Origin of the sequence: Halorubrum sp. SS7 (genome assembly GCF_005435055.1) — an archaeon.
Classification (GTDB): Archaea; Halobacteriota; Halobacteria; order Halobacteriales; family Haloferacaceae; genus Halorubrum; species Halorubrum salinarum.
The window spans coordinates 50641-71852 of the sequence record NZ_SGXV01000004.1 but is presented as its reverse complement, the minus strand read 5'-3'; the positions used below and the strand labels follow the sequence as shown (position 1 = coordinate 71852).

Below are 21212 nucleotides of genomic sequence, written 5' to 3'. Positions count from 1 at the left end.
CAATGCTAACTCCCCGCATGAATTTCGGTCCAAGGCCGCGGAGTCCGGTGTTTTCGAGCGAGTCGATTCGTCACGGACGACCCGCACGCGGCGGCCCCTCAACGAGACATTTATATAGAATCACAATCAATCAAACGCTGTATGAGTCAGCGAATGCAGCAGGGCCAGCCGATGATCATCATGGGCGAGGACGCCCAGCGCGTCCAAGACAAGGACGCTCAGGAGTACAACATCTCCGCGGCGCGCGGCGTCGCCGAGTCGGTCCGCTCGACGCTCGGACCGAAGGGGATGGACAAGATGCTCGTCAACTCGATGGGCGACGTCACCATCACGAACGACGGCGTCACCATCCTCCAGGAGATGGACATCGACAACCCGACCGCCGAGATGGTCGTCGAGGTCGCCGAGACCCAGGAGGACGAGGCCGGCGACGGGACGACCAGCGCGGTCGCCATCGCGGGCGAGCTCCTGAAGAACGCGCAGGACCTCCTCGAACAGGACATCCACCCGACAGCGGTGATCAAGGGCTTCAACCTCGCGAGCGAGTACGCCCGCGAGCAGGTCGACGAGGTCGCGACCGCCGTCGACCCCGACGACACGGAGACCCTGCGTAACGTCGCCGAGACCTCGATGACGGGCAAGGGCGCCGAGCTCGACAAGGACGTGCTCGCCGACCTCGTCGTCCGCGCGGTACAGGGCGTCACCGTCGAGGCCGACGACGGCTCTCACGTGGTCGACCTGGCCAATCTCAACATCGAGACGCGCACCGGTCGCGCGGCGGGCGAGTCCCGCCTGCTCTCCGGCGCGGCGATCGACAAAGACCCCGTCCACGAGGACATGCCGACCGACTTCGAGGCGGCCGACATCCTCCTCCTCAACGACCCGATCGAGGTCGAGGAGGCGGACGTCGACACCTCGGTCAACGTCGACTCCCCGGACCAGCTCCAGAAGTTCCTCGACCAGGAGGAACAGCAGCTCCGCGAGAAGGTCGACCAGATCGTCGACTCCGGCGCCGACGTGGTCTTCTGTCAGAAGGGCATCGACGACCTCGCGCAGCACTACCTCGCGAAGGAGGGCGTGCTGGCGGTCCGCCGCACGAAGAAGTCCGACCTGACGTTCCTGAAGAACGTCCTCGGCGCGCCGATCGTCACGGACCTCGACTCGCTTACCGCCGACGACCTCGCGGTCGGCTCCGTCGAGCGCGACGACGACGAGGAGCTGTTCTACGTCGAGGGCGAGGACGCCCACGGCGTCACGCTCCTCCTGTACGGCACCACCGACCACGTCGTCGACGAGCTCGAACGCGGCATCCAGGACGCGCTCGACGTGGTCTCGACGACCGTCTCCGACGGGCGCACCCTGCCCGGCGGCGGCGCGGTCGAGGTCGAGATCGCGCGCCGCCTGCGCGACTACGCCGACTCCGTCGAGGGGCGCGAGCAGCTCGCCGTCGAGGCGTTCGCCGACTCCCTCGAACTGATCCCCCGCGTGCTCGCCGAGAACGCGGGCCTCGACGCGATCGACCTGCTGGTCGACCTGCGCGCGGCCCACGAGGCGGGCGACCAGAACGCCGGGCTCGACGTGTTCGCCGGCGAGGTCGTCAACACGGCCGACGCGGGCGTCGTCGAGACGGCCCACGCGAAGGAGCAGGCGATCGCCTCCGCGGCCGAGGCGGCGAACCTGGTCCTGAAAATCGACGACATCATCTCGGCGGGCGACCTCTCGACGTCGGGCGGCGACGACGAGGGCGGCGCCCCCGGCGGCGGCATGGGCGGCATGGGCGGCATGGGCGGCGCGATGTGAGGCCCGTCGGAGACGAATTCCCACAGCCCGTCAGGCCTCGCCTGACGACGCCGACGTAGGTCGAGGTCCTCGGACCTCGACGCCCGCGCCCGACCGCGATCGCTCGACGACTACACCTTCGCGCGCTCCGATTTCCCCCGCTTTTCGTACCGCATCCTAACGTCCGCCAGGTCCGAGTCCGCGACCGGGACGGGCTCGGCCGTGCGCGGCGGACGCATCCGCGGCCGCACCTCTTTACGGGCCCGGGCCCTACGGTCGGGCGATGGCAAACCTAACGCTCTACGAGCTTGAGGGCTGTCCGTACTGCGCGAAAGTGAAGACGAAGCTGTCGGAGCTCGACCTCGACTACGAGTCGGTGATGGTGCCGCGGTCGCACAGCGACCGGACGGAGGTCGAGGAGGTCTCCGGACAGACGGGCGTCCCGGTCCTCGTCGACGAGGACCACGGGGTCGAGGGGATGCCCGAGAGCGACGACATCGTCGAGTACCTCGAAGAGACGTACGGCGGCGCGAGCTGAGGCCGACGCGATCGGCCCGGGACGGAGCCAGCGGAGCCCGGCCCCGCAACGAGAGGCTATTTATCCGCCCGCGGCGAGGTGGCAGCCGTGCGACTCGTTCACCGTCCCGAGTCGGGGGGAGAGACCGTCCTCGCGAGCGACGTCGACGTCGCGCGCTCGACGCTCGAACAGGCCCGGGGCCTGATGTTCCGGCGTTCGATCCCGGACGACTACGGCCTGGTCTTCCCCTTCGACGAGGCCGACACGCAGTGGCTCCACATGCTGTTCGTGCCGTTCGCGATCGACGCGGTGTGGCTCGCCGACGGCGAGGTGACGGCGACGAAGCGGCTCGCGCCGTTCGTCGGGCTGGGCCGCGGCCGCGCCGACACCGTCGTCGAACTGCCGGCGGGCGCGGCCGAGTCGGTGGCGGTCGGCGACGAACTGCGGCTGGTCGAGTGAGCGGGAGCCGCCCGGGACCTACGGGCCGTCCTCGAAGGCGTCGGGGGCGAACACGTCCGTATCCCCCGCGCGCGGCTCATCCGCGACGCGCAGCGACAGCTCGATCCGGCTGCCGCCGGCCTTGCTCTCGACGATGTCGAGGCTCCCGCCGCCCGCGGTGACGATCCAGTTCACGTACCAGAGCCCGAGCCCGCTCGCGTGGTTGAGCGGCGTCTCCTCGCCGGTGAGCACGGCGCGCTCCGCCGGCGGGATCCCCGGGCCGTCGTCCGCGACGACGAGCGAGACCCACGACTCGCTCGGCAGCTCCGCCGCCGAGATCCGCACCCGCGGGTCGGCGGCGTCGTTGTGGCGGACCGCGTTGTCGACGAGTTCGGTGATCGCCTCGGGGAGGAACGCGACCGCGGAGACGACGACCCCCTCGGGAACGTCCACGTCGACGGCGGCGCGCTCGCGGATCTCCGGCGGGAGCGATTCGAGCGCCGCGTCGACCGCGGGCGCGAGCGCGACCGGCCGCGGCGAGGGGCGCTGAGAGAGCAGCCGCTCCACCTTGCGCGAGGTCTCGCCGAGGCGCAGCAGCCGCTCGGCGGTGTCGACGACCCGTTCGAGCTGCCCCGTGAGCTCGGGGTCGTCGACGGCCTCGATCGCCTGACCGGTGAACCCGGTGACGACGTTGAGGTCGTTCCGGAAGTTGTGTCGCAGCACGCGGGTCAGCACCGCGAGCCGCTCCTCCCGGAGCGACGCCTCCGTGAGGTCCTCGCCGACGCCGACGGCGCCGACGACCCGGTCGCCGTCGGTGACGGGGCCGACCGAGAGCCGGTAGGGGACGCGCTCGCCGGAGCGGGTGAGCAGCCGCACTTCACAGGAGACGGTCTCGCCCGCCCGGTACACCTGCGAGAGCGCCCCGCTCACGCGGCCGCGCGTCTCCTCGTCGAACAGCGAGGTGAGCGCCCGCCCCGAGAGCGACTCGGGGTCGTAGCCGGAGTCGGCCGCCAGCCGGTCGTTCCACCGCGAGACCGTCCCCTCCTCGCTACAGCGGAACAGCGCGAGCGGGACGGTCTCGGCGAGCGCGTCGACGAGCCGGCGCTCGCCGTCGCGCTCGCTCTCCGCGGCGACCCGGTCGGTGGCGTCCGAGAGCCCGACGACAAGCCACTCGTCGCCGGCGATGGTCGCCGCGTGGAGCGCCGCGTCGACCCGCAGCCCGGGGTCGCCGAGGCGGAGGTCCCACTCGAACCGCTCGACCCGGTCGTCTGAACCGTCGGACGCGGGAGGGTCGACGGCCGCCGCGGCGACGGCGTCGACGGGCTCCCCCGAGACGGTGACCTCCGTCTCGCCCAGGTCGGGGAGGCCCATCAGCGTCAGCGTGCCGCGGTCGTGGCCGAGCAGGTCGACCGCGGGGGCGTTCGCGGCGCGGATCGCGAGGGTCTCGGGGTCACAGACGAGCGTCGGCGTCGGGACCGCCCCGACGAACGCTCTGAGGATCCCGGTCGCGGTTGCGTCGCCGCTCGACGACGGGCCGTCGGCCGGCGGATCCCCGTTCCCGTCTCCCATCTGTCGGTGATCGAGACACTCCGCGCATATGTGTTTATGGATTTATGAGTCGCCGCGACCCCGCGACGGCGCCCGGCCCGAGCGAGGGTCAGTCCGCCTTCGCCTGCCAGTCGCGGACGGTGTCGGCGCCGACGCCGTCGACGTCGGCCGCGAGGTCGTCCGGGTCGGCGGACTTGAGGTCGTCGACGCCGCCGACGCCGGCGTCCTTGAGCTTCTCGGCGGTCTTCTCGCCGATCCCCTCGACGGTCTGCAGCTCCGAGCCCTCCTGGCGGGCCGTGAACTCGCGGTAGTTACAGATCGGGCAGCCGAGCTCCCAAGGGTCGTCGCCGGAGTGGACGCGGAGGTGCGGGAGGTCGTGCTCCTCGCAGGTCTCGTCGGTCACCTCGATCTCGCCGCGCCGCGGGAGCGGCAGCGAGTAGTCGCAGTCGGGGTAGCGCGTACAGCCGACGAGCCGGGAGCCGGAGCGGAGCCGCTTGATCGCGAGCTCGCCCCCGTGTTCCTCGCCGCAGTCGGGACACGCCCCGATCACCTCGTCCTCCTGCTCGTCGGCCTCGTCCGCCTTACACTGCGGGCAGCCGTGGACGAACGTCTTCCGCCCGGCGAGCATCTTCACGTGGCGGAGGTCGTGGTCCTCGCAGGTCTCGTCGAGGAGGAGCGGCTTCCCGGTCGAGGGGAGCGGGAGCGTGTACTCGCAGTCGGGGTAGCCGTCGCAGCCGATGAAGTACGACCCCTGCCGCGACTTCCGGACGAGCAGGTCCGAGCCGCACTCCGGACAGGGCCCGAGCGTCTTGTCGGCCTTCAGCGACGTCTGGAGGTGGTCGCCGACCGCCTCTCGCGACTCGGTGAGGTCGTCGAACACGCGCGAGAGCAGCTCGCGGGAGTCCGCCGTCACCTCGTCGTAGTCCTTCTCGCCCGCGGCGATGGCCGCCATGTCGCGTTCGAGCTGGGCGGTCATCTCCTCGCTCACGATCCGGTCGGCGAACTCCTCGGCGGCCTCGACGACCGCCTCCGCGAGCCGGGTCGGTCGCGGCGGGTCGCTCTCGACGTAGTTGCGGTCGTACAGCTTCTCGATCGTCCGGTGGCGGGTCGCCTTCGTCCCGAGCTGCCGCTTCTCCATTTCCTCGATGAGCCGCGACTGCCCGTAGCGCCGGGGCGGCTGCGTCTCCTTGGCCTCGGTGGCGCGGTCCGACAGCGACAGCGTCTCGCCGACCTCGACGTCCGGCACGATCCGCTCGTCGCTGGAGCGGTACGGGTACACGTCGTGGTAGCCGGCCTCGAGCAGCCGCTTCCCGTTGGCCTTCAGCCGCAGCCCGCCGTCCGCGACCAAGTCGGCCGGCCCGGCCGCGTCCTCGGGGTCGCGGAGCGCGGCGAGCCCGTCCGCGTCGGCGGCAATCGGCGTCGCCTCGCCGTTCGCGAGCGCGACCACGCGCAGCCGCTCCCAGGTGGCCGGGTCGGCGCAGGTGGCGAGGAACCGGCGGACGATCAGCTCGTACACCTCCCACTCGTCGTCGGAGAGGTCCGACTCCGAGGGGAGCTCGCCGGTCGGGTGGATCGGCGGGTGGTCCGTCGTCTCCTCGTCGCCCTCGGTCGGCTCGATGTCGCCGTCGCCGTCGAGCAGGCTCGCGGCGTCCGCGCCGAACGTCGAGGCCGCCGACAGCTCCTCGATCAGCTCCTCGGGCTCTAAGTCGTCCGGGTACACCGTGTTGTCGGTCCGGGGGTAGGTGACGTAGCCGGCGGTGTAGAGGTCCTCCGCGAGCGACATCGCGCGCTGCGCGGAGTAGCCGAGCGACCCCGCCGCGCGGATGAACGCGGTGGTGTTGAACGGCGTCGGCGGGTCGTCGGTCTGCGTGCGGCGGTCGACGTCGTCGACGGTCGCCGCCTCGGCCGCGGCGAGCGCCTCGGTGAGCGTGTCGGCGACCGCCTCGTCCCAGACGCGCTCGCGCTCGTTGCCCTCGTCGTTCAGGTAGAAGTAGCGCGCCTCGAACGGGTCGCCGCCCGCCTTCGCCAGCTCGCCCGTCAGCTCCCAGTAGGACTCGGGGTCGAACGCCTGGATCTCCCGCTCGCGGTCGACGATGAGCTTGAGCGTCGGGCCCTGGACCCGACCGACGGAGATGAAGTCGTCGCCCATCTGTCGGGCGGACAGCGAGAGGAAGCGGGTCAAGGCCGCGCCCCACGTGAGGTCGATGGTCTGGCGGGCCTCCCCGGCGGCCGCCAGCTCGAAGTCGAGGTCGTCGGGGTTCGCGAACGCCTTTTTCACCTCGTTTTCCGTGATCGACGAGAAGCGCACGCGGTCGACGGGCACGTCCTCGTTCACCTCGCGGACCAGCTCGTACGCCTCCTTGCCGATCAGCTCGCCCTCGCGGTCGTAGTCGGTCGCGATGACGACACGGGAGGCGTTGCGGGCGAGCCGGCGCAGCGCGGCGACGATCCCCTCCTGCGTCGGCGTCTTCGTGACGGGCGCGTCGATCAGCTCGACCGGCTCCACGTCGCGCCAGTCGTTGTACTCGGCCGGGAAGTCGACGCCGACGACGTGGCCGGAGAGCCCGATACACCGCTTGCCGCCCCACTCGTAGACGTTGACGTCGTTCATCCGCTCCGCGGTCGCGGACTCGCCGCTCAGGATGTCGGCGATGCGCCGCGCCGCGTTGTCTTTCTCCGTGATGATCAGCTCGGGGCCGCGACTCATTGCGCCGAGATAGGCCGCTCCTCGGTCTAAAGCTTTCGCGACGCGAGATTCCCGGCAGGCGCGGCGGCGAACGAACGGCGAGAAGGGACCCGAGGGCGGCCGGTCACCGGGCCGCGTCGTCGGACTCGGCGAGGAACTCCGCGTCTGTGGCCTCGGCATACGGCTCCGGCGGTTCGTCGTCCGCGTCGAGTTCGCGCCGTGCGAGGTGGTTCTCGAGTTGGCGGCGCTTGTTCCTCCCTTTCCGCTCGCGGCCCGATTTCGTGTCTGGCATCGTCACCCGTGTCAACTCTTCCCACACATATGAATCTTGTGTCGGTGTGCGGACGTGTCCGGGGACACGGGACCAGACGCTATCGAGCTATATCAGCGGTAGAAGCGGTCAAAACCGGGAATAGAGCCATCTGTGCCGAGATAACCGATACGCGAGCGACGCGGCTGGGGAGGCGTGAGGCCGCGGTGCTGTGCGGCGGGCGGGACGCAGAGGGGCAACCGGGCGGGCGAAGCACGGCGAAGAGAGCCCTCTCGGCAAGGACTTCGGCGGAGTTCGTCGTCGATTCGCGACTGGCAGCGATGCCGCTTCCTGGTCAAATCACCTAGTCTCGGTTCCGACGAACGACTCGCTCCGCTCGCCGTGTCGTTCGTCGAAAACGCCAGGAGAGGGATTTGAACCGAAATCAGACGTGCTCCCTCGCTTCGCTCGCTGCGCGCGACTGATAGGGTTCAAATCCCATTGTTTGTGTTCGTCGACGCCGGCCTCGCTCGTCGCTGTCGCTCCTCGCTCGTTGTTGCGACAGCGAAGCGCCAGGAGAGGGATTTGAACCCCCGATCCCGGATGGGAACACGCTTTCCAGGCGTGCGCCTTACCACTCGGCCATCCTGGCTCACGCGGAGATAATCCGGTGCGACTGTTAAGTCCTTCTTTTCGCGCGCACCCGGACCTCGGCGAGATACGTAATACCGGCCGACGCGACCGCGACCGCGAGCGCGACGAGCGCCAGCCCGCCGAGACCGAGCGGCAGCGATCCGGGACCGAGGAGCCGGTACCCCTGCGCGAGCACGAGGAAGGCGAACCCGCCGACGATCCCCCACAGCGCCGCGGAGCGGGCTCGGGCACGCGGGGTGGCCGGCGCGCCGGGCGCGGGGACGGACCCGTCGGTCGCGGCGTCCGGCTCGCTCTCCGACCCGCCCTCGCCGTCGGCCATCTACTCGACGACGGCGACGGCCTCGATCTCGACGCCCGCGTCCTTCGGGAGCGCGCCGGCCTCGACCGCGGAGCGGGCCGGCGGCGACTCGTCGAAGTAGTCGGCGTACGTCTCGTTCATCTCGTCGAAGTCGCCGATGTCGGCCATGAACACCGTCGTCTTGAGCACGTCCTCGGGACCGGCGCCGGCCTCCTCCAGCACCGCGAGGAGGTTGTCGAGCGCCTGCTCCGTCTGGACGGCGATCGGGGCGTCGTCGAGCAGGTCGCCCTCGGGCGTCAGCGGGATCTGCCCGGCCGTGAACACGAGGTCGCCGTCGGTCGTCGCCTGGCTGTACGCGCCCACCGCCGCCGGGGCGTCGTCCGTGTGGATCGTCTCTTTCATGCGGGTGCGCCTTCGACCGGCGGCCTCAAGAGTACTCTGGAGCGGCGCCGTCGGCTGGCCCAGAGCCCGGATCGCGGTCGCGAACGGTCGGAATCACCGTCAGACACAAGCGGATGGGATGGTAACACTCCACGTATGACGGGAGACCAGCTCCTGCCGCTCGCCGCGATATTCGTCGGCGTGGCGGCGCTCAACCTCGCGGTGACGTGGCTGCTCGTCCGGCGGAACCGCGACCCGGCGGAGCTGCTCGGTTCGGCCGCGGCCCGGTCGTCGGACGGCGACGGCGAGGGGCCCGAGATCGGACCGAGGCTCGCGCTCGACGGCGACGGGGACGCCGGCTCGGCGAGCGGGGCGGGGGAGCCCGACGGGGAGGACCCGCCGCCGCTGGACGCCGACGGCGAGACCGTCGTCTGCCGGCACTGCGGCGCGGAGAACCGGTCGGGGTACCGGTACTGCCGGTGGTGCGTCCGGTCGGGGTTCGTCGACGAGGACGCCGGCGTCACCGCGGGGACCGCGATGGCCGACCGGTCGCTGTGAGCGGTCGGGGCGCGCGCCTCGCGGGCGACGGGGCGAGCGGACCGACTCAGGCCGCGTCGATCTGACAGCCGGCCGCGTAGTCGATGCCGTCGATGCTATCGATGCCGTCGTCGCCGCACACCGGACAGTCGGGGGTGCGCGCGTACGGCACCGTCTCGAACGAGAGGTCCATGGCGTCGTAGAACAGCATCCGGCCGACGAGCGGCTCGCCCACGTCCATGATCAGCTTCACCGCTTCGGTCGCCTGGAGGCAGCCGACCGTCCCCGGGAGGACGCCGAGGACGCCCGTGCTGGCGCAGTCGGGCACCGTCCCCGGTTCCGGCGGCTCGGGGAACAGGCAGCGGTAACAGGGGCCCTCAGGCGAGAGCGTCGTCACCTGTCCCTCGAACTTGTAGATTGCGCCGTGCGACACCGGCACCCCCTCGATTCGGGCCGCGTCGTTCACCACGTAGCGGGTGGCGAAGTTGTCCGAGCAGTCGACGACCACGTCGTGGTCCGCGATCAGCTCGCGGGCGTTGCCCGCGTCGAGCCGCAGTTCGTGGCGCTCGACGTCGACGTCGGGGTTGAGGTCGGCGACGAAGTCGGCCGCCGAGTCGACCTTCTGCCGCCCCACGTCGCCGTCGCCGTGGATCACCTGCCGCTGGAGGTTCGAGCGCTCGACGACGTCGTCGTCGACGATACCGATCGTCCCGACCCCCGCGGCCGCGAGGTACTGGATCGCCGGCGCGCCGAGCCCGCCCGCGCCCACGACGAGGACGCGCGCGTCGAGCAGCCGCTTTTGCCCCTCCGGACCCACGTCGTCGAGGATGACGTGTCTGGAGTAGCGGTCGAGCTGGGTCGCGTCGAGCGAGAGACTCATGCCTACGACCTGTGCCGGCGCGGATATAATCGTGTTCCCGAGCGGCGGTCGCCGACGCACCGGCCGGCGAGCGCGCGCCACCCGCGACGGTTCCCGCACGCGACCGGGGGAACGGCCTCACACGCGAACGACTGAAGGAAGTGAGCGCTGAAGGCGGGGTATGTACTTCCCCGACGCGGGCGAGTGGGAACGGCGCGACCCCGAGGCGGTCGGGCTCGACCCGGAGGCCGTCGCGGCCGCGGCCGACTACCACAGGCTGAACGGCACGCCCGGAGAGCAGATCGACTACGACTTCGCGGACCACGAGACGTGGGACGACGCCGAGGGCGAGCACGGCCAGCGGATCGGGCCGCACCCCGCGCGGCGCGGCGGCCCCGCGGGGCTCGTCCTCAAAGACGGTTACCTCGTCGCGGAGTGGGGCGACACCCGGCGCGTGGACCAGGCGTTCAGCGTCGCCAAGAGCTTCCTCTCGGTCGTCGCGGGCGTCGCGTGGGACCGCGGCGATATCGGTTCCGTCGACGACCGCGTCCGCGAGTACGTCGACGACGGCGGGTTCGAGGGCGACCACAACGGGGCGATCACGTGGCGACACCTGCTCCACCAGACCAGCGAGTGGGAGGGGACGCTGTTCGGCAAGCCCGACGCCGTCGACCGCAACCGGGCGGTCGGGAAGGACGGCGAGGCGCTCGACAAGTCGGAGACGCGGTCGCTCCGCGAGCCGGGGACGTTCTGGGAGTACAACGACGTGCGGATCAACCGCCTCTCGCTCGCGCTCCTGCGGACGGTCGGCCGGCCCCTCCCCCGCGTGCTCGCCGAGAACGTCATGGAACCCGTCGGCGCCACCGACACCTGGGAGTGGCACGGCTACTACAACTCGACGGTCGACGTGGACGGGACGGCGATGAAGAGCGTCTCCGGCGGCGGTCACTGGGGCGGCGGGCTGTGGATCTCCGCCCGCGACCTCGCCCGGGTCGGCCTGCTGTACCTCAACGGCGGGGAGTGGGACGGGGACCGACTGCTCTCGGAGGCGTGGGTCGACGCGTCGACTAAGCCCTGTGAGGTCAACGAGAGCTACGGCTACCTGTGGTGGCTCAACGAGGGCCGGACGCTGTGGCCGAGCGCCCCCGAGTCGGCGTACGCCGCCCTCGGGCACGGACAGAACACCGTCTGGGTCGACCCCGAGCACGACCTCGTCGTCGTGCTCCGGTGGCTGCGCTACGACGAGGACGCCGAGGAGACCGACGCGCGGACCGAACAGGACCGGTTCTACGCGAAACTGCTCGACGGGCTCGACTGAGCCCCGAGAGCGAGGCGCGCCGACTCACTCGGTCGACGCCGCCACGGCGTCGGTCATCCAGCAGTCGTCCACGTCGCCGAGGGAGGTGTCCGTGTCCCCGCTCCCGCCGGCGACGCGCACGAGCCGGAACTCGTACCGGCCGGTGACGCTGCCGTTCTCCCGGGTGACGACCTCGACGTAGGCGGCGTCGTCGACGACGTCCGGCACCGAGTACTGGGCGGTGTCGTACGTGAGCATCGGCCCGTACAGCGGCGTCTCGAACAGTTCGGCGTACTCCTCGGTCGAGCCGACCAGGTCCCTGTTCTGCGGCGAGGCGAACGCCCGGAGAGTCCGGATCCCGTCGTTCGTCGCGTTGTCGTTGTAGCGGAGCGCGTTCATCTGGATCTGGACGACCTGGAGCGCGGACCGCTCGCAGGTGGGCGACGGCGCCGTGTTGCGCGCGGCCTCGCCCGTCGGGTCGCCGTCCGCGACCGAGAGGGCGTCCGAGCCGTCGTCGCCGGTCGATCCGCCGCTCCCGTCGTCGCTCTCGTTCGCCTCTCCGGTCGGGTCCGAGTCGCCCGCGGCCGGGTCGCTCGCCCCATCCCCTCCGACGACGGCGAGGCCGTCCGGACCGCCGACCCCGGCGGCGCCGGCGGCGAACCCGGCCCCGGCCGCCGCGACGAGGAGGACGGCGACGCCGACCGCCGCGAGGAGCGCCCGTCGGTCCGGTCGTTCGCTCGCCCCGTCGGTCGCGGTCGCCTCGTCGCTCGTGTCCGTCGCGGTCGCCGCGTCGCTCGGTCGAGCGTCGGCCCGCGAGTCGCCCGACGAGCCGGAGGCGGTGCGGTCGGCGGCGGTGCGGTCGGCGGACCGGAGGCCCGAACCGTCGTCGTCACCGGTGGGTTCCGGCGCAGCGGCGCCCGGCACGCCGGCGCCCGACTCGTCGCCGTCGTCCGTCACCGCGCCCGCGTCGTCGCTCGCCGGGTCGGTGCCGGAGTCCGGTGCGTCGGCGTCGGGGGCGACCGCGCTCTCGTAGGCCGCGGACCGGATCGGCACGTCGAGGAACCGGTCGGAGATGGCGTTCGCCGTCGCCGGGGGGACGCCGTACAGCAGGCGCTGTCGGAGGTCCGCCGGGGTCACCACGTCGGCGTCGAACCCGGCGTCGAAGTCGTCGAGCAGCGAGTCGCTCGCGACGACGACGGCGTCCGCCGGGGCGTCGGGGACGGCCCCGTCGGCGGCCGCGACGGCGAGCAGTTCGGTCCGCCGGCCGCCCTCGGTCACCGTGACCCGCGCCCCGTCGACCTCGACCTCGTCGGCGGTCGCCGCGTACGCCTCGGCGACGAAGTCCGCGAACGCGTCGCCGTCGAGCGACTCGAGTTCGGTCGCGAACGCGTCGAGCGGAATGGGCGCGTTCGCGGTCACGTAGCGATCGCCACGTACGTGAGTATGTGACGCGGTCTCTTTGCTCTTGCGTCGCCGTCGCACGGCGCCGCGGCTCGTCGGGAGCGCGGACCGCGGGGAAAAACGTCGGCGTCGTCGAGGGCGTTACTTGCCCTGCCGGTCGTTCGAGGTGACGCTCGGGCGCGTCTTCTCGGTGCCCTTGCCGCGCTTGCGCTGGCCGCGGCCCTTGGTGCCGGCGGAGGTGAGGCCGCGGTACGCGCGGCCCTTGTGGTCGTCCGAGCAGATCCAGTTCAGGTCGTCGTCGTTCTCGATCGCGGGGTGGGCGGGGTCCACGAGGATGACCTCGTGCCACTTCTGGGAGCCGTCCTCACCGACCCAGTAGGAGTTGAGCACGCGGAGGTTGCGGTACTTCCGCGAGGCGCGCTCCTCGGCGATGCGCTGGATCGACTTGCGCCGCGAGACGCGGTTGACGCCCTGGCGCTTCGAGCGGCGGCCCGCCTTGAAGCGCTGCTTGCGCGAGCCGCCCTTCCGGACGCTCACGCGGGCGACGATGACGCCCTGCTTGGCCTTGTAGCCCAGTTCGCGGGCCTTGTCCAGCCGGGTGGGGCGCTCGATGCGCTCGATGGCGCCCTGGTCGCGCCACTCCTGTTTGCGCTGCCACTGCAGCTCGGCCAGTTTCCCCTCTTTGGGGGACCGCCACGCCTCCTTGATGTGCGAGTAGAAGCTTCGTGCCATTGTGTGTCCGCGGACGGTTGCGATTCAGCCGCGAGGGGCCACATGTCGTCTCGTCCCGGGCGCGCGTCGGCCGACCCGACGTTCCCGGCGGCGAGTGCCCGCTGTGTCCGCACCAGCGAGTTGGCGGATTTACCCGCGGTCCGCCCTTAACCGCTTCGCTCCGCGGGTCGCGTGCGGAGGAGTGACAGGGAGGCTCGGCCGCCCTCCCGGCGCCCCGCGTCGATCGATTAAAGTTCACTTGTATCGATTAACCGCCAGTGGTACACATCGACGCCGCGCCGGGGCGACGCGGCCTCGACGGAGGGGGTGTCCGGTGGGGGACGTGACCCTCGTCGTCGTCGCCGGGACGACCGAGACGGCCGCGATCGACGGAATTAGCGCCGCGGGCGCCGACCCCGACCTGCGCGTCCACACGCCGAGCGCCGACCTCGAGATCGTCGCGTCCGGGCGCCCGGCCCCGGGCTCGCCCGTGCCGGTGAGCCCGGGCGGCTGTCCGACTCCCGCGGTCGTCACCCGCGCCGTCCGCGAGCTGCTCGGCACCGAGTCGCTCCCCGCCGAGTTCGTTGACGCCGGCCTGGGAGCGCCCACCGCGGCCGCCACGCGCGGCGTCGGCGCGGCGCCGGGCGGCGACGTGCGCGACCCGGAACCGGTCCCGGGGGCGGCGACCGTCTTCGAGCGCGCGCGGTCGCTGGCCCCGGACCTCGCCGCGTCCGGGAGCGGCGACGACGCGGGCGGCGAGGGGACGACCGAACTTCTCGTCGCGGAGACGATCCCGGGCGGAACGACGACCGCGCTCGGGGTCCTGACCGCGCTCGGCGAGCGCGCCGCGGTCTCCTCGTCGCTCCCGGCGAACCCGATCGAGCGCAAGCGCCGCGTCGTCGCCGAGGGGTTGGACGCGAGCGGCCTCGACCCGGGCGGCGCGGCGGGCGACCCGATCGAGGCGGTCCGGCTGGCCGGCGACCCGGTCCTCGCCGCGGTCGCCGGGCTGCTCGTCGGCTGTGCGGACGAGGAGGTCGACATCACGCTCGCGGGCGGCACCCAGCTCGCCGCCGCCGCGGCGCTCGCGCGACACGCCGGGGTCGACCGCCGACTCCCGCTGGCGACCACGTCGCTCGTCGCCGACGACCCCACGGCGGACCTCCCGGCGCTCGCCGCCGACCTCGACCTGACGCTCGCGGCGGCCGACCCCGGGTTCGCCGAGGGCGACCACCCCGCGCTGGCGGCGTACGCCCGGGGCGAGGCGAAGGAGGGCGTCGGAATGGGCGGGACGCTCGCGCTCGCGGAGCGCGCGGGTGTCGCCGACGACGCCGTCCGCGATCGGATCGCCGCCGTGACCGACCGGCTTCTCGCCGAGCGCGCGCCGCGCGACCCGGACGGCTCGACGCCGACGAGCGGGGGCGACCCGCCGTGAAGGGGCTCGTCCTCGCCGGCACCGCCTCCGGCGTCGGCAAGACCGTGGCGACGCTCGCGACGCTGCGCGCGTTCGAGGCCGCGGGACGGACGGTTCAGCCCGCGAAGGCGGGCCCGGACTTCATCGACCCGAGCCACCACGCCCGGGTCGCGGGCCGGCCCTCGCGGACGCTCGACCCGTGGCTCCAGGGGCCCGAGGGGCTCCGCCGGAACTACGCCCGCGGCGAGGGCGACGTGTGCGTGATCGAGGGGATGATGGGGCTGTACGACGGCGACGCGGCGAGCACCGCCGGCGTCGCGGCCGCGCTCGACCTGCCGGTCGTCCTCGTCGTGGACGCGAGCGCGGGGATGGAGAGCGTCGCGGCGACCGCGCTCGGCTTCGCGGCGTACGCCGACCGGACGCCCCACGACCTCGACGTGGCGGGCGTGATAGCCCAGAAGGCCCACGGCGGCCGCCACGAGGAGGGGATCCGCGAGGCGCTCCCCGACGAACTCGACTACTGCGGCCGGGTCCCGCCGCGCGAGGACCTGGAGGTCCCCGACCGGCACCTCGGGCTCCGGATGGCCGAGGAGGCCCCGCTCGACGACGGGGCGCTCGACGCCGCCGCCGAGGCGCTCCGGACCGACCGGCTGCTCGACCTCGCGCGCGAGCCGACGACGCCGGCGGAGGCGCCCCCGGAATCGGCGACCGGAGACGCCGCCGCAGGGCGCGGCGACGGCGACCCCCCACGGATCGCGGTCGCCGACGACGCCGCGTTCCGGTTCGTCTACCCGGCCACCCGCGAGCGCCTCGCGGAGCGCGCGACGGTGGTCCCGTTCGCGCCGGCGGCCGGCGACGACCTCCCGCCCTGCGACGGGGTCTACCTCCCCGGCGGCTACCCGGAGCTCCACGCGGCGGCGCTCGCCGAGGGGCCGGCGCTCGACTCGGTCGCGGACGCCGCGGCCGAGGGAACCCCGGTCCTCGGCGAGTGCGGCGGGCTGATGGCGCTCGCGGAGACGCTGACGACTGTCGAGGGCGACGCCCACGAGATGGCCGGCGTCCTCCCCGCGAGCGTCGAGATGCGGGAGCGGTACCAGGGGCTCGACCACGTCGAACTGCGCGCGCGGACCGAGACGCTCACCGCGGGCGCGGGCGACCGGCTCCGCGGCCACGAGTTCCACTACTCCGCGGCCGACGTCGCCGACGACGCCCGGTTCGCGTTCGACGTGGAGCGCGGTACGGGCATCGACGGCGACCGCGAGGGGCTCGTCGAGCACCGGACCCTCGGCACGTACTGCCACGTCCACGCCGCGAGCGGGGCGTTCGACGCGTTCCTCGACGAGGTGGAGCGGTGACACCGACTGGGCTTTCGGCCGCGGCGGTCACGCTGCTCGCCCCGCTCGCCGTCGCCGTCGCGCTCGACCTCGCGGTCGCGGAGCCGCCCCGGCGGGTCCATCCGGTCGCGCTGTTCGGGCGCCTCGTCGGGCCCTTCGACCGCGAGTGGGAGCGTCCGGGACTCGTCGGCGCCGCGGTCGCGGTCGCGCTCCCGCTCGCGGCGGCGGCGGTCTGCGGCGGAGCGGTCCGCCTCGCGGCCGTCTACGGCCCCTGGCTCGGGGGCGTTCCGATCCTCGCCGTCGCCGTCGCGGCCGCCGTCTGCTTCTCGACCGCGAGCCTGCGCATGCTGCTCGACGTGACGGGCGAGGTGGTCGCGGAGAGCGAGGCCGACCCCGACGCGGCCCGGGAGTCCGTCCGGGCGCTCGTCGGCCGCGACCCGGCCGCCCTCTCGCCCGCCGACCTCCGGAGCGCCGCGGTCGAGAGCGCCGCCGAGAACCTCGCGGACGGGTTCGTCGCGCCCCTCGCCTGGTTCGTCGCGGGCGCGACCGTCGCCGTCGCGCTCGCCGCGGCGGCGGGGGGCGCCGCCGTCCCGTCGGTCGCGCTCGCCGCCGGCGTCGCGGCCGCCGCCTGGGCGAAGGCCGTGAACACGCTCGACTCGATGCTCGGCTACCGCTCGAAGCCGGTGGGACGGGCGAGCGCCCGCCTCGACGACGCCGTCATGTTCCTCCCCGCGCGGGTCGCCGCGGGCTGTCTCGCGGTCGCCGCTCGGTCGCCCGGGAGCCTGCGACGGGCGCGGCCGCTGGCCCGCGAACCCGCCTCCCCGAACTCGGGGTGGCCGATGGCGACGGCCGCGGTCGCGCTCGGCGTCCGCTTGGAGAAGCCGGGCGCGTACGCCCTCCCCGGGGGGCCCGAGCCGCCGACGCCCGCGGCCGCCCGCGACGCCGTGCGCCTCGTCGGCGCCGCCGGCGGGATCGCGGTCGCGGCCGCGGCCGGGTGGCTCCTCGCGCTCGCGGGGGTGGTCGCGTGGTCCTGACGGTCGCCGCGCTCCGCGGCGCGCTCGGGTTCTGCTCGCGGGTCCCCGTCGGCCGCGACGAGGCGGCCTGGGAGGCGTTCCGGCGGACCCCCGAGGCCATGCCGGCGGTCGCCTACGCGCTCGGCGCGCTCGTCGCGCTCCCGGTCGTCGCCGCGACGCTGCTCCCCGTCCCGGTCCCGTCCCCCACGGTCGCGGCGGCGGTCCCCGCGTGGCTGTACCTCGTCAGCGGGATCACCCACCTCGACGGCGTCGCCGACCTCGGCGACGCGGCGGTCGTCCACGGGGACGCCGAGCGCCGCCGCGAGGTGATGAAGGACTCGGCGCTCGGCGTCGGCGGCGCGCTCGCGGTGGCGCTCGTCGTCTTCGGCCTCGCGACGGCGGCGACGGTGGCGGTGGACCTCGCCCGGCTCTCGCTCGTCGACGCCGTCGCGCTCGTCGTCGCCGCCGAGGTCGGCGCGAGGGGCGCCGCGGCCGCGCTCGTCTGCGTCGGCGAGGCCCCCCACGAGGGGCTTGGCTCGGCGCTGACCGCCGAGTCCGGCCCGCGGGACCTGATCTGGGTCGCGCTCGCGGCGGCCCCCGCCGCGCTGCTGGGCCCCGCCGCGGCCGCGTCGGGCGTCGGATTCAACGCCGCGTTCGTCCCCGGCGCGGCGCTGGCCGCCGCGGGCGCCGTCGCCGTCGTCGGGCTGGCGTGGGCGAACGCGCGCCTCGGCGGGGTCAGCGGCGACGTGCTCGGCGCGACGACCGAGGTCGCCCGTGTCGTCGGGGTTCACGCGGGGGTGATCGCGTGGACGCTCTCGTGATGTGCGGCGGCCGCGGCACCCGGCTCGGCGAGGGCGAGAAGCCGCTCGCGGCGGTCGCCGGGCGGTCGATGGTCGACCGCGCGCTCGACGCGCTCGCCGCGAGCCGGGTCGAGACGGCGTACGCCGCCGTCTCCCCGCACACGCCGCGGACGCGCGAGCGACTGGTCGCGTGGCGGGACGGAGGTGCCGACGACCCGGACGCGGGACCGGTCGACCTCCGGGTGCTCGACACGCCGGGCGACGGGTACGTCGCGGACCTCCGGGCGGCCCTCGAAGCCGGGCCGGACGCGCCGACGCTCACCCTGGCGGTCGACCTCCCGCTGCTCGACGGCCCGGCGGTCGACGCGGTCCTCGACGCGCACGCCACCGCCGGCGCCGACGCGCTCTCGGTCCGCGTGCCCGCGGCGCGCAAGCGGGAGCTGGGCGCGAGCGCCGACGCCGCGACGCGGTACGACGAGGCGGACGGCGGTGGCGAAGCGAGCGACGAGGCGACCGGGGAAGCCGCCGACGACCGCGTGCCCGCCGGGATCAACGTCGTCGGCGCGCTCGACGGCGCGGGCGACGAGGCCGTCCGGACGACCCGCGACGCTCGCCTCGCCGTCAACGTCAACCGCCCCGGGGACCGCCGCCTCGCGGAGCGGCTGCTCGACGGCGACGGACCCGAACCGCTCCCGACCGGCGAGGTCGACTGGCTCGACGCGACGGCGGCGCGCGGGGGAGGTGGGCGGTCGTGAACCGCGAGCGCGCCGCGGCGCTCGGCCGCGAGCCGCACGGGAGCAGCGACGACCCCGACCTGCTGGACTTCAGCGCGAACGCGAACCCCGAGGTCCCCGACGGCGTCGAGCGCGTCTACCGGGCGTCGTTCGAGCGGGCGCGGACGTACCCGCCCGAGCCGCCGGCGGCGTTCCGGCAGGCGGCCGCCGACTACGTGGGCTGCGACCCCGAGGACGTGGTCCCGGCCCCGGGCGGGCTGGCGGCGATCCGGGCCGCGGTCGCGCTCGCGGTCGACGAGGGCGACACCGCCCTGCTCCCGGCGCCGAGCTTCGGCGAGTACGCCCGCGAGGTCCGGCTCCGGGGCGGCGAGCCGTCGTTCGTCGACGCCGACCGCGTCCTCGACGCCGACCCGAGCGGCCACGCGCTGGCGGTCGTCTGTACCCCGAACAACCCCACCGGCACCGGCTACGACCGCGACGCGCTGCTCGCGTTCGCGGAGCGCTGTCGGGCGGCGGGAACCGTCCTGCTCGTCGACGAGGCGTTCCTCGGGTTCACCGAGCGCGCGTCGCTCGCGGGGACCGACGGCGTCGTCGTCGCGCGGGCGCTCACGAAGCTGTTCGGGCTCCCCGGGATCCGGGCCGGCTTCGCGGTCGCGACGGGCGACCTCGGCGCGGCGCTGCGGGGCGCCCGCCGGACGTGGAACCTGGGCGCGCCGGCGCTCGCGACCGGAGAGTACTGCCTCCGGCAGGACGAGTTCGTCCGCGAGACCCGCGAGCGCGTCCGGCGCGAGCGCGAGCGGCTGCGGGCCGCGCTCGGCGAGCGCTACGCGGTGGCCCCCTCGGAGGCGCCGTTCCTGCTCGTCGACGTCGGCGACCGCGACGTGGACGGCGTGATCGAACGCGCCCGCGACCGGGGGGTCGCCGTCCGCGACGCGCGGTCCTTCCGCGGCCTCGACTCGCACGTCCGGGTCGCGGTGCGCCGCCCGGCCGAGAACGACCGGCTCCTCGCGGCGCTCGGGGTCGGCGACGGGGGGCGCGGTGACGGAGGTGCGGACGGCGATGTTTGAGGCGACCGTCAGCGAGGGCGTCCTCCGGCTCCGCCGACCGGGGACGCGCTGGCTCTCGACCGGCTGGGACGGCGGGTGGTCGCGGGCGGCGGCCGCGTACAACGTCACCGTCCCGGAGGGGTTCGACCGGACGGACCTCGCGGCCTACCGCGACGAGCGGCTGGCGCGGGCCGGATTTGCCGGTGAGGCCGACGACCCCACCGGCGAGGGGGCGGACGCCGACCCCGACGCCTCCCCGACGCTGTTCACAGGCGTTTCGATGGAGCACGCCCGGGGGGCGCGGCTCGGGCCCGCCGTCGCGTACGCGACCGTCGGTCTGTCGAACCCCGCGATGCTGCCGACGGCGCCCGCGGACACGGCCGACTCGCGAGAGGTGACGGAGGCCGCGGAGGGCCCGCCCGGCCCCGGGACGGTCAACCTGGTCGTCGGGACGACGCGGCGGCTGGCGCCCGGGGCCGCGGCGAACCTCGTCGCGGTCGCGGCCGAGGCGAAGGCGGCGACGCTGCTCGCGACCGCGGGGGTGCCCGGGACGACGAGCGACGCGGTCGTCGTCGCCGACGACTCCGGCGGGGAGCCGACCGAGTTCTCCGGGAGCGCCACGGCGGTCGGCGGCGCGGCCCGCGCCTGCGTCCGGGACGCGGTCCGCGCGAGCCTGCGGTCGCGGTACCCGGACGGCGACGTGCCCGGTCCGGCGGCCGACGCCGAACACGGCGTCGTCACCGACGAGCGGGCGGAGGTCTTCGACCCATGACACCGAACGACGACACCACCGACGAGGCATCGACCGACGAGAACGGCGAGAGCAGCGAGAACGACGCGACACCGACCGCCGACCGGAGCCGCACCCCGGGCGGCGGCGAGGCCCCCGAGCCCGAGCCGATCGAGCCCGCCGCCCCCGAGGAGTTCGGGCTCGTCCAGGCCTGGTGGGGCGACGGCAAGGGGAAGACGACGGCGGCGATGGGGATGGGGTTCCGCGCCGCGGGGCACGGCTACCGCGTCCACATGCTCCAGCTGATGAAGGGCGGCGCCGACAGCGTCGAGGGCGTCCGCGGCGAGTACAACGCCATCGCCGCCGTCCCCGGGTTCACCTACGAGAACGCCGGCCACTACGGCTGGCACGGCCTGCTCGACGGGTCGGCCGACGACGAGCACGAGGCGAAGGCGGCGGCCGCCTTCGAGCGCGCGGAGGAACTCGTCGCGGGCGCGGCCGGCGCGGACCTGACCGAGCCGCTCCCGCTCGACGGCGACCCCGAGGACGGCGTCCACATGCTGATCGTCGACGAGCTGCTGTACGCGGCCGACCGCGGGCTCGTCGCCCCCGACGACGTCGTCGCCCTCGCCGAGTCGAAGCCCGACGACCTCGAACTCGTCCTCACCGGGAGCCACGCCGAGCCGGAGTACCTCGACGGCGTCGCCGACCTGATAACGAACGTCCGCAAGGTCGCGCACCCGTTCGACGACGGCCAGCGCGCCCGCCGCGGGACGGAGTACTGAGTG

The 21212-nt window shown here is 73.8% G+C and carries 21 protein-coding genes and 1 tRNA gene; 13 read left to right on the top strand and 9 right to left on the bottom strand.

Annotated elements, in window-relative coordinates; all coding sequences use genetic code 11:
* Nucleotides 1–153: 153 nt before the first annotated feature.
* The 3 genes from thsB (at nt 154) to EXE44_RS06385 (ending at nt 2755) form a co-directional block, all read left to right on the top strand.
* A complete protein-coding gene (gene thsB, locus EXE44_RS06395; protein WP_137716562.1) occupies nt 154–1800 on the top strand; it encodes a thermosome subunit beta in 1647 nt (548 codons plus the stop codon).
* Nucleotides 1801–2062: 262 nt separating this feature from the next.
* A complete protein-coding gene (locus tag EXE44_RS06390) occupies nt 2063–2317 on the top strand; it encodes a glutathione S-transferase N-terminal domain-containing protein (RefSeq protein WP_137716450.1) in 255 nt (84 codons plus the stop codon).
* A 78-nt stretch (nt 2318–2395) separates the two neighbouring features.
* Nucleotides 2396–2755, top strand: a complete 360-nt coding sequence (locus EXE44_RS06385; RefSeq protein ID WP_137716449.1) for a DUF192 domain-containing protein — start codon at nt 2396–2398, stop codon at nt 2753–2755.
* An 18-nt stretch (nt 2756–2773) separates the two neighbouring features.
* Here the strand turns inward: EXE44_RS06385 and EXE44_RS06380 are convergent, their stop codons facing one another.
* The 6 genes from EXE44_RS06380 to EXE44_RS06360 all read right to left on the bottom strand — a co-directional run bounded on the left by EXE44_RS06380 (nt 2774) and on the right by EXE44_RS06360 (nt 8572).
* Nucleotides 2774–4303 (bottom strand): PAS domain-containing sensor histidine kinase, encoded by a 1530-nt coding sequence (locus tag EXE44_RS06380; RefSeq protein ID WP_137716448.1) that lies wholly within the window; start codon nt 4301–4303, stop codon nt 2774–2776.
* 88 nt (nt 4304–4391) lie between these two features.
* Entirely contained in the window at nt 4392–6989 is a 2598-nt protein-coding gene (locus tag EXE44_RS06375) for a DNA topoisomerase (protein WP_137716447.1), read from the bottom strand.
* Nucleotides 6990–7092: 103 nt separating this feature from the next.
* Nucleotides 7093–7260 carry a hypothetical protein gene (locus EXE44_RS20680; RefSeq protein WP_007994803.1) on the bottom strand — a complete coding sequence of 56 codons (168 nt, stop codon included), beginning with the start codon at nt 7258–7260 and terminating at the stop codon, nt 7093–7095.
* A gap of 528 nt (nt 7261–7788) precedes the next feature.
* Nucleotides 7789–7870: transfer RNA gene (locus EXE44_RS06370), tRNA-Ser, on the bottom strand.
* A 27-nt stretch (nt 7871–7897) separates the two neighbouring features.
* Nucleotides 7898–8191 carry a hypothetical protein gene (locus EXE44_RS06365; RefSeq protein ID WP_137716446.1) on the bottom strand — a complete coding sequence of 98 codons (294 nt, stop codon included), beginning with the start codon at nt 8189–8191 and terminating at the stop codon, nt 7898–7900.
* Complete coding sequence (locus EXE44_RS06360) at nt 8192–8572, bottom strand: Rid family detoxifying hydrolase (protein WP_137716445.1); 381 nt, start codon at nt 8570–8572, stop codon at nt 8192–8194.
* Between the two features lie 135 nt (nt 8573–8707).
* Here EXE44_RS06360 and EXE44_RS06355 point away from each other — a divergent pair, with 135 nt between their 5' ends.
* Nucleotides 8708–9109, top strand: coding sequence for a zinc ribbon domain-containing protein (locus EXE44_RS06355; RefSeq protein WP_137716444.1), 402 nt, complete (start codon nt 8708–8710; stop codon nt 9107–9109).
* Between the two features lie 46 nt (nt 9110–9155).
* On the opposite strand, the gene EXE44_RS06350 is transcribed toward EXE44_RS06355, so the two are convergent.
* Entirely contained in the window at nt 9156–9968 is an 813-nt protein-coding gene (locus EXE44_RS06350) for a molybdopterin-synthase adenylyltransferase MoeB (RefSeq protein ID WP_137716443.1), read from the bottom strand.
* Nucleotides 9969–10128: 160 nt separating this feature from the next.
* On the opposite strand from EXE44_RS06350, the gene EXE44_RS06345 reads away from it, so the two are divergent.
* Nucleotides 10129–11265 carry a serine hydrolase gene (locus tag EXE44_RS06345; RefSeq protein ID WP_137716442.1) on the top strand — a complete coding sequence of 379 codons (1137 nt, stop codon included), beginning with the start codon at nt 10129–10131 and terminating at the stop codon, nt 11263–11265.
* A 24-nt stretch (nt 11266–11289) separates the two neighbouring features.
* Here the strand turns inward: EXE44_RS06345 and EXE44_RS06340 are convergent, their stop codons facing one another.
* Nucleotides 11290–12663 (bottom strand): hypothetical protein, encoded by a 1374-nt coding sequence (locus EXE44_RS06340; protein ID WP_137716441.1) that lies wholly within the window; start codon nt 12661–12663, stop codon nt 11290–11292.
* Nucleotides 12664–12786: 123 nt separating this feature from the next.
* The gene (locus EXE44_RS06335) at nt 12787–13377 is read right to left on the bottom strand and encodes a 50S ribosomal protein L15e (RefSeq protein WP_049931415.1); all 591 of its coding nucleotides are present in this window, start codon (nt 13375–13377) and stop codon (nt 12787–12789) included.
* Between the two features lie 313 nt (nt 13378–13690).
* Here EXE44_RS06335 and EXE44_RS06330 point away from each other — a divergent pair, with 313 nt between their 5' ends.
* The 8 genes from EXE44_RS06330 to EXE44_RS06295 are packed head-to-tail and all read left to right on the top strand — an operon-like array spanning nt 13691 to nt 21209.
* Entirely contained in the window at nt 13691–14788 is a 1098-nt protein-coding gene (locus EXE44_RS06330; RefSeq protein ID WP_137716440.1) for a nicotinate-nucleotide--dimethylbenzimidazole phosphoribosyltransferase, read from the top strand.
* Nucleotides 14785–16122, top strand: coding sequence for a cobyrinic acid a,c-diamide synthase (locus EXE44_RS06325; protein ID WP_137716439.1), 1338 nt, complete (start codon nt 14785–14787; stop codon nt 16120–16122). The genes EXE44_RS06330 and EXE44_RS06325 overlap by 4 nt, the downstream gene beginning before the upstream one ends.
* A complete protein-coding gene (locus tag EXE44_RS06320; protein ID WP_137716438.1) occupies nt 16119–17135 on the top strand; it encodes a CobD/CbiB family cobalamin biosynthesis protein in 1017 nt (338 codons plus the stop codon). Before EXE44_RS06325 ends, EXE44_RS06320 begins: the two co-directional genes overlap by 4 nt.
* Nucleotides 17126–17935 (top strand): adenosylcobinamide-GDP ribazoletransferase, encoded by an 810-nt coding sequence (gene cobS, locus EXE44_RS06315; RefSeq protein WP_137716437.1) that lies wholly within the window; start codon nt 17126–17128, stop codon nt 17933–17935. Before EXE44_RS06320 ends, cobS begins: the two co-directional genes overlap by 10 nt.
* Complete coding sequence (locus EXE44_RS06310; RefSeq protein ID WP_137716561.1) at nt 17935–18669, top strand: NTP transferase domain-containing protein; 735 nt, start codon at nt 17935–17937, stop codon at nt 18667–18669. The genes cobS and EXE44_RS06310 overlap by 1 nt, the downstream gene beginning before the upstream one ends.
* Nucleotides 18666–19715 (top strand): aminotransferase class I/II-fold pyridoxal phosphate-dependent enzyme, encoded by a 1050-nt coding sequence (locus tag EXE44_RS06305; protein ID WP_137716436.1) that lies wholly within the window; start codon nt 18666–18668, stop codon nt 19713–19715. Before EXE44_RS06310 ends, EXE44_RS06305 begins: the two co-directional genes overlap by 4 nt.
* On the top strand, nt 19708–20466 hold the full coding sequence (locus tag EXE44_RS06300; RefSeq protein ID WP_137716435.1) for an adenosylcobinamide amidohydrolase: 759 nt from the start codon (nt 19708–19710) through the stop codon (nt 20464–20466). The genes EXE44_RS06305 and EXE44_RS06300 overlap by 8 nt, the downstream gene beginning before the upstream one ends.
* A complete protein-coding gene (locus EXE44_RS06295; RefSeq protein ID WP_137716434.1) occupies nt 20463–21209 on the top strand; it encodes a cob(I)yrinic acid a,c-diamide adenosyltransferase in 747 nt (248 codons plus the stop codon). The genes EXE44_RS06300 and EXE44_RS06295 overlap by 4 nt, the downstream gene beginning before the upstream one ends.
* Nucleotides 21210–21212: the final 3 nt, after the last annotated feature.

Excerpts from the sequence above, each read along its gene's own strand:
- thsB (WP_137716562.1), top strand. The coding sequence starts at position 154 with ATGCAGCAGGGCCAGCCGATGATCATCATGGGCGAGGACGCCCAGCGC.
- EXE44_RS06390 (WP_137716450.1), top strand. The coding sequence starts at position 2,063 with ATGGCAAACCTAACGCTCTACGAGCTTGAGGGCTGTCCGTACTGCGCG.
- EXE44_RS06380 (WP_137716448.1), bottom strand. The coding sequence starts at position 4,303 with ATGGGAGACGGGAACGGGGATCCGCCGGCCGACGGCCCGTCGTCGAGC.
- EXE44_RS06375 (WP_137716447.1), bottom strand. The coding sequence starts at position 6,989 with ATGAGTCGCGGCCCCGAGCTGATCATCACGGAGAAAGACAACGCGGCG.
- EXE44_RS20680 (WP_007994803.1), bottom strand. The coding sequence starts at position 7,260 with ATGCCAGACACGAAATCGGGCCGCGAGCGGAAAGGGAGGAACAAGCGC.
- EXE44_RS06365 (WP_137716446.1), bottom strand. The coding sequence starts at position 8,191 with ATGGCCGACGGCGAGGGCGGGTCGGAGAGCGAGCCGGACGCCGCGACC.
- EXE44_RS06360 (WP_137716445.1), bottom strand. The coding sequence starts at position 8,572 with ATGAAAGAGACGATCCACACGGACGACGCCCCGGCGGCGGTGGGCGCG.
- EXE44_RS06355 (WP_137716444.1), top strand. The coding sequence starts at position 8,708 with ATGACGGGAGACCAGCTCCTGCCGCTCGCCGCGATATTCGTCGGCGTG.
- EXE44_RS06350 (WP_137716443.1), bottom strand. The coding sequence starts at position 9,968 with ATGAGTCTCTCGCTCGACGCGACCCAGCTCGACCGCTACTCCAGACAC.
- EXE44_RS06345 (WP_137716442.1), top strand. The coding sequence starts at position 10,129 with ATGTACTTCCCCGACGCGGGCGAGTGGGAACGGCGCGACCCCGAGGCG.
- EXE44_RS06335 (WP_049931415.1), bottom strand. The coding sequence starts at position 13,377 with ATGGCACGAAGCTTCTACTCGCACATCAAGGAGGCGTGGCGGTCCCCC.
- EXE44_RS06310 (WP_137716561.1), top strand. The coding sequence starts at position 17,935 with ATGTGCGGCGGCCGCGGCACCCGGCTCGGCGAGGGCGAGAAGCCGCTC.
- EXE44_RS06300 (WP_137716435.1), top strand. The coding sequence starts at position 19,708 with ATGTTTGAGGCGACCGTCAGCGAGGGCGTCCTCCGGCTCCGCCGACCG.
- EXE44_RS06295 (WP_137716434.1), top strand. The coding sequence starts at position 20,463 with ATGACACCGAACGACGACACCACCGACGAGGCATCGACCGACGAGAAC.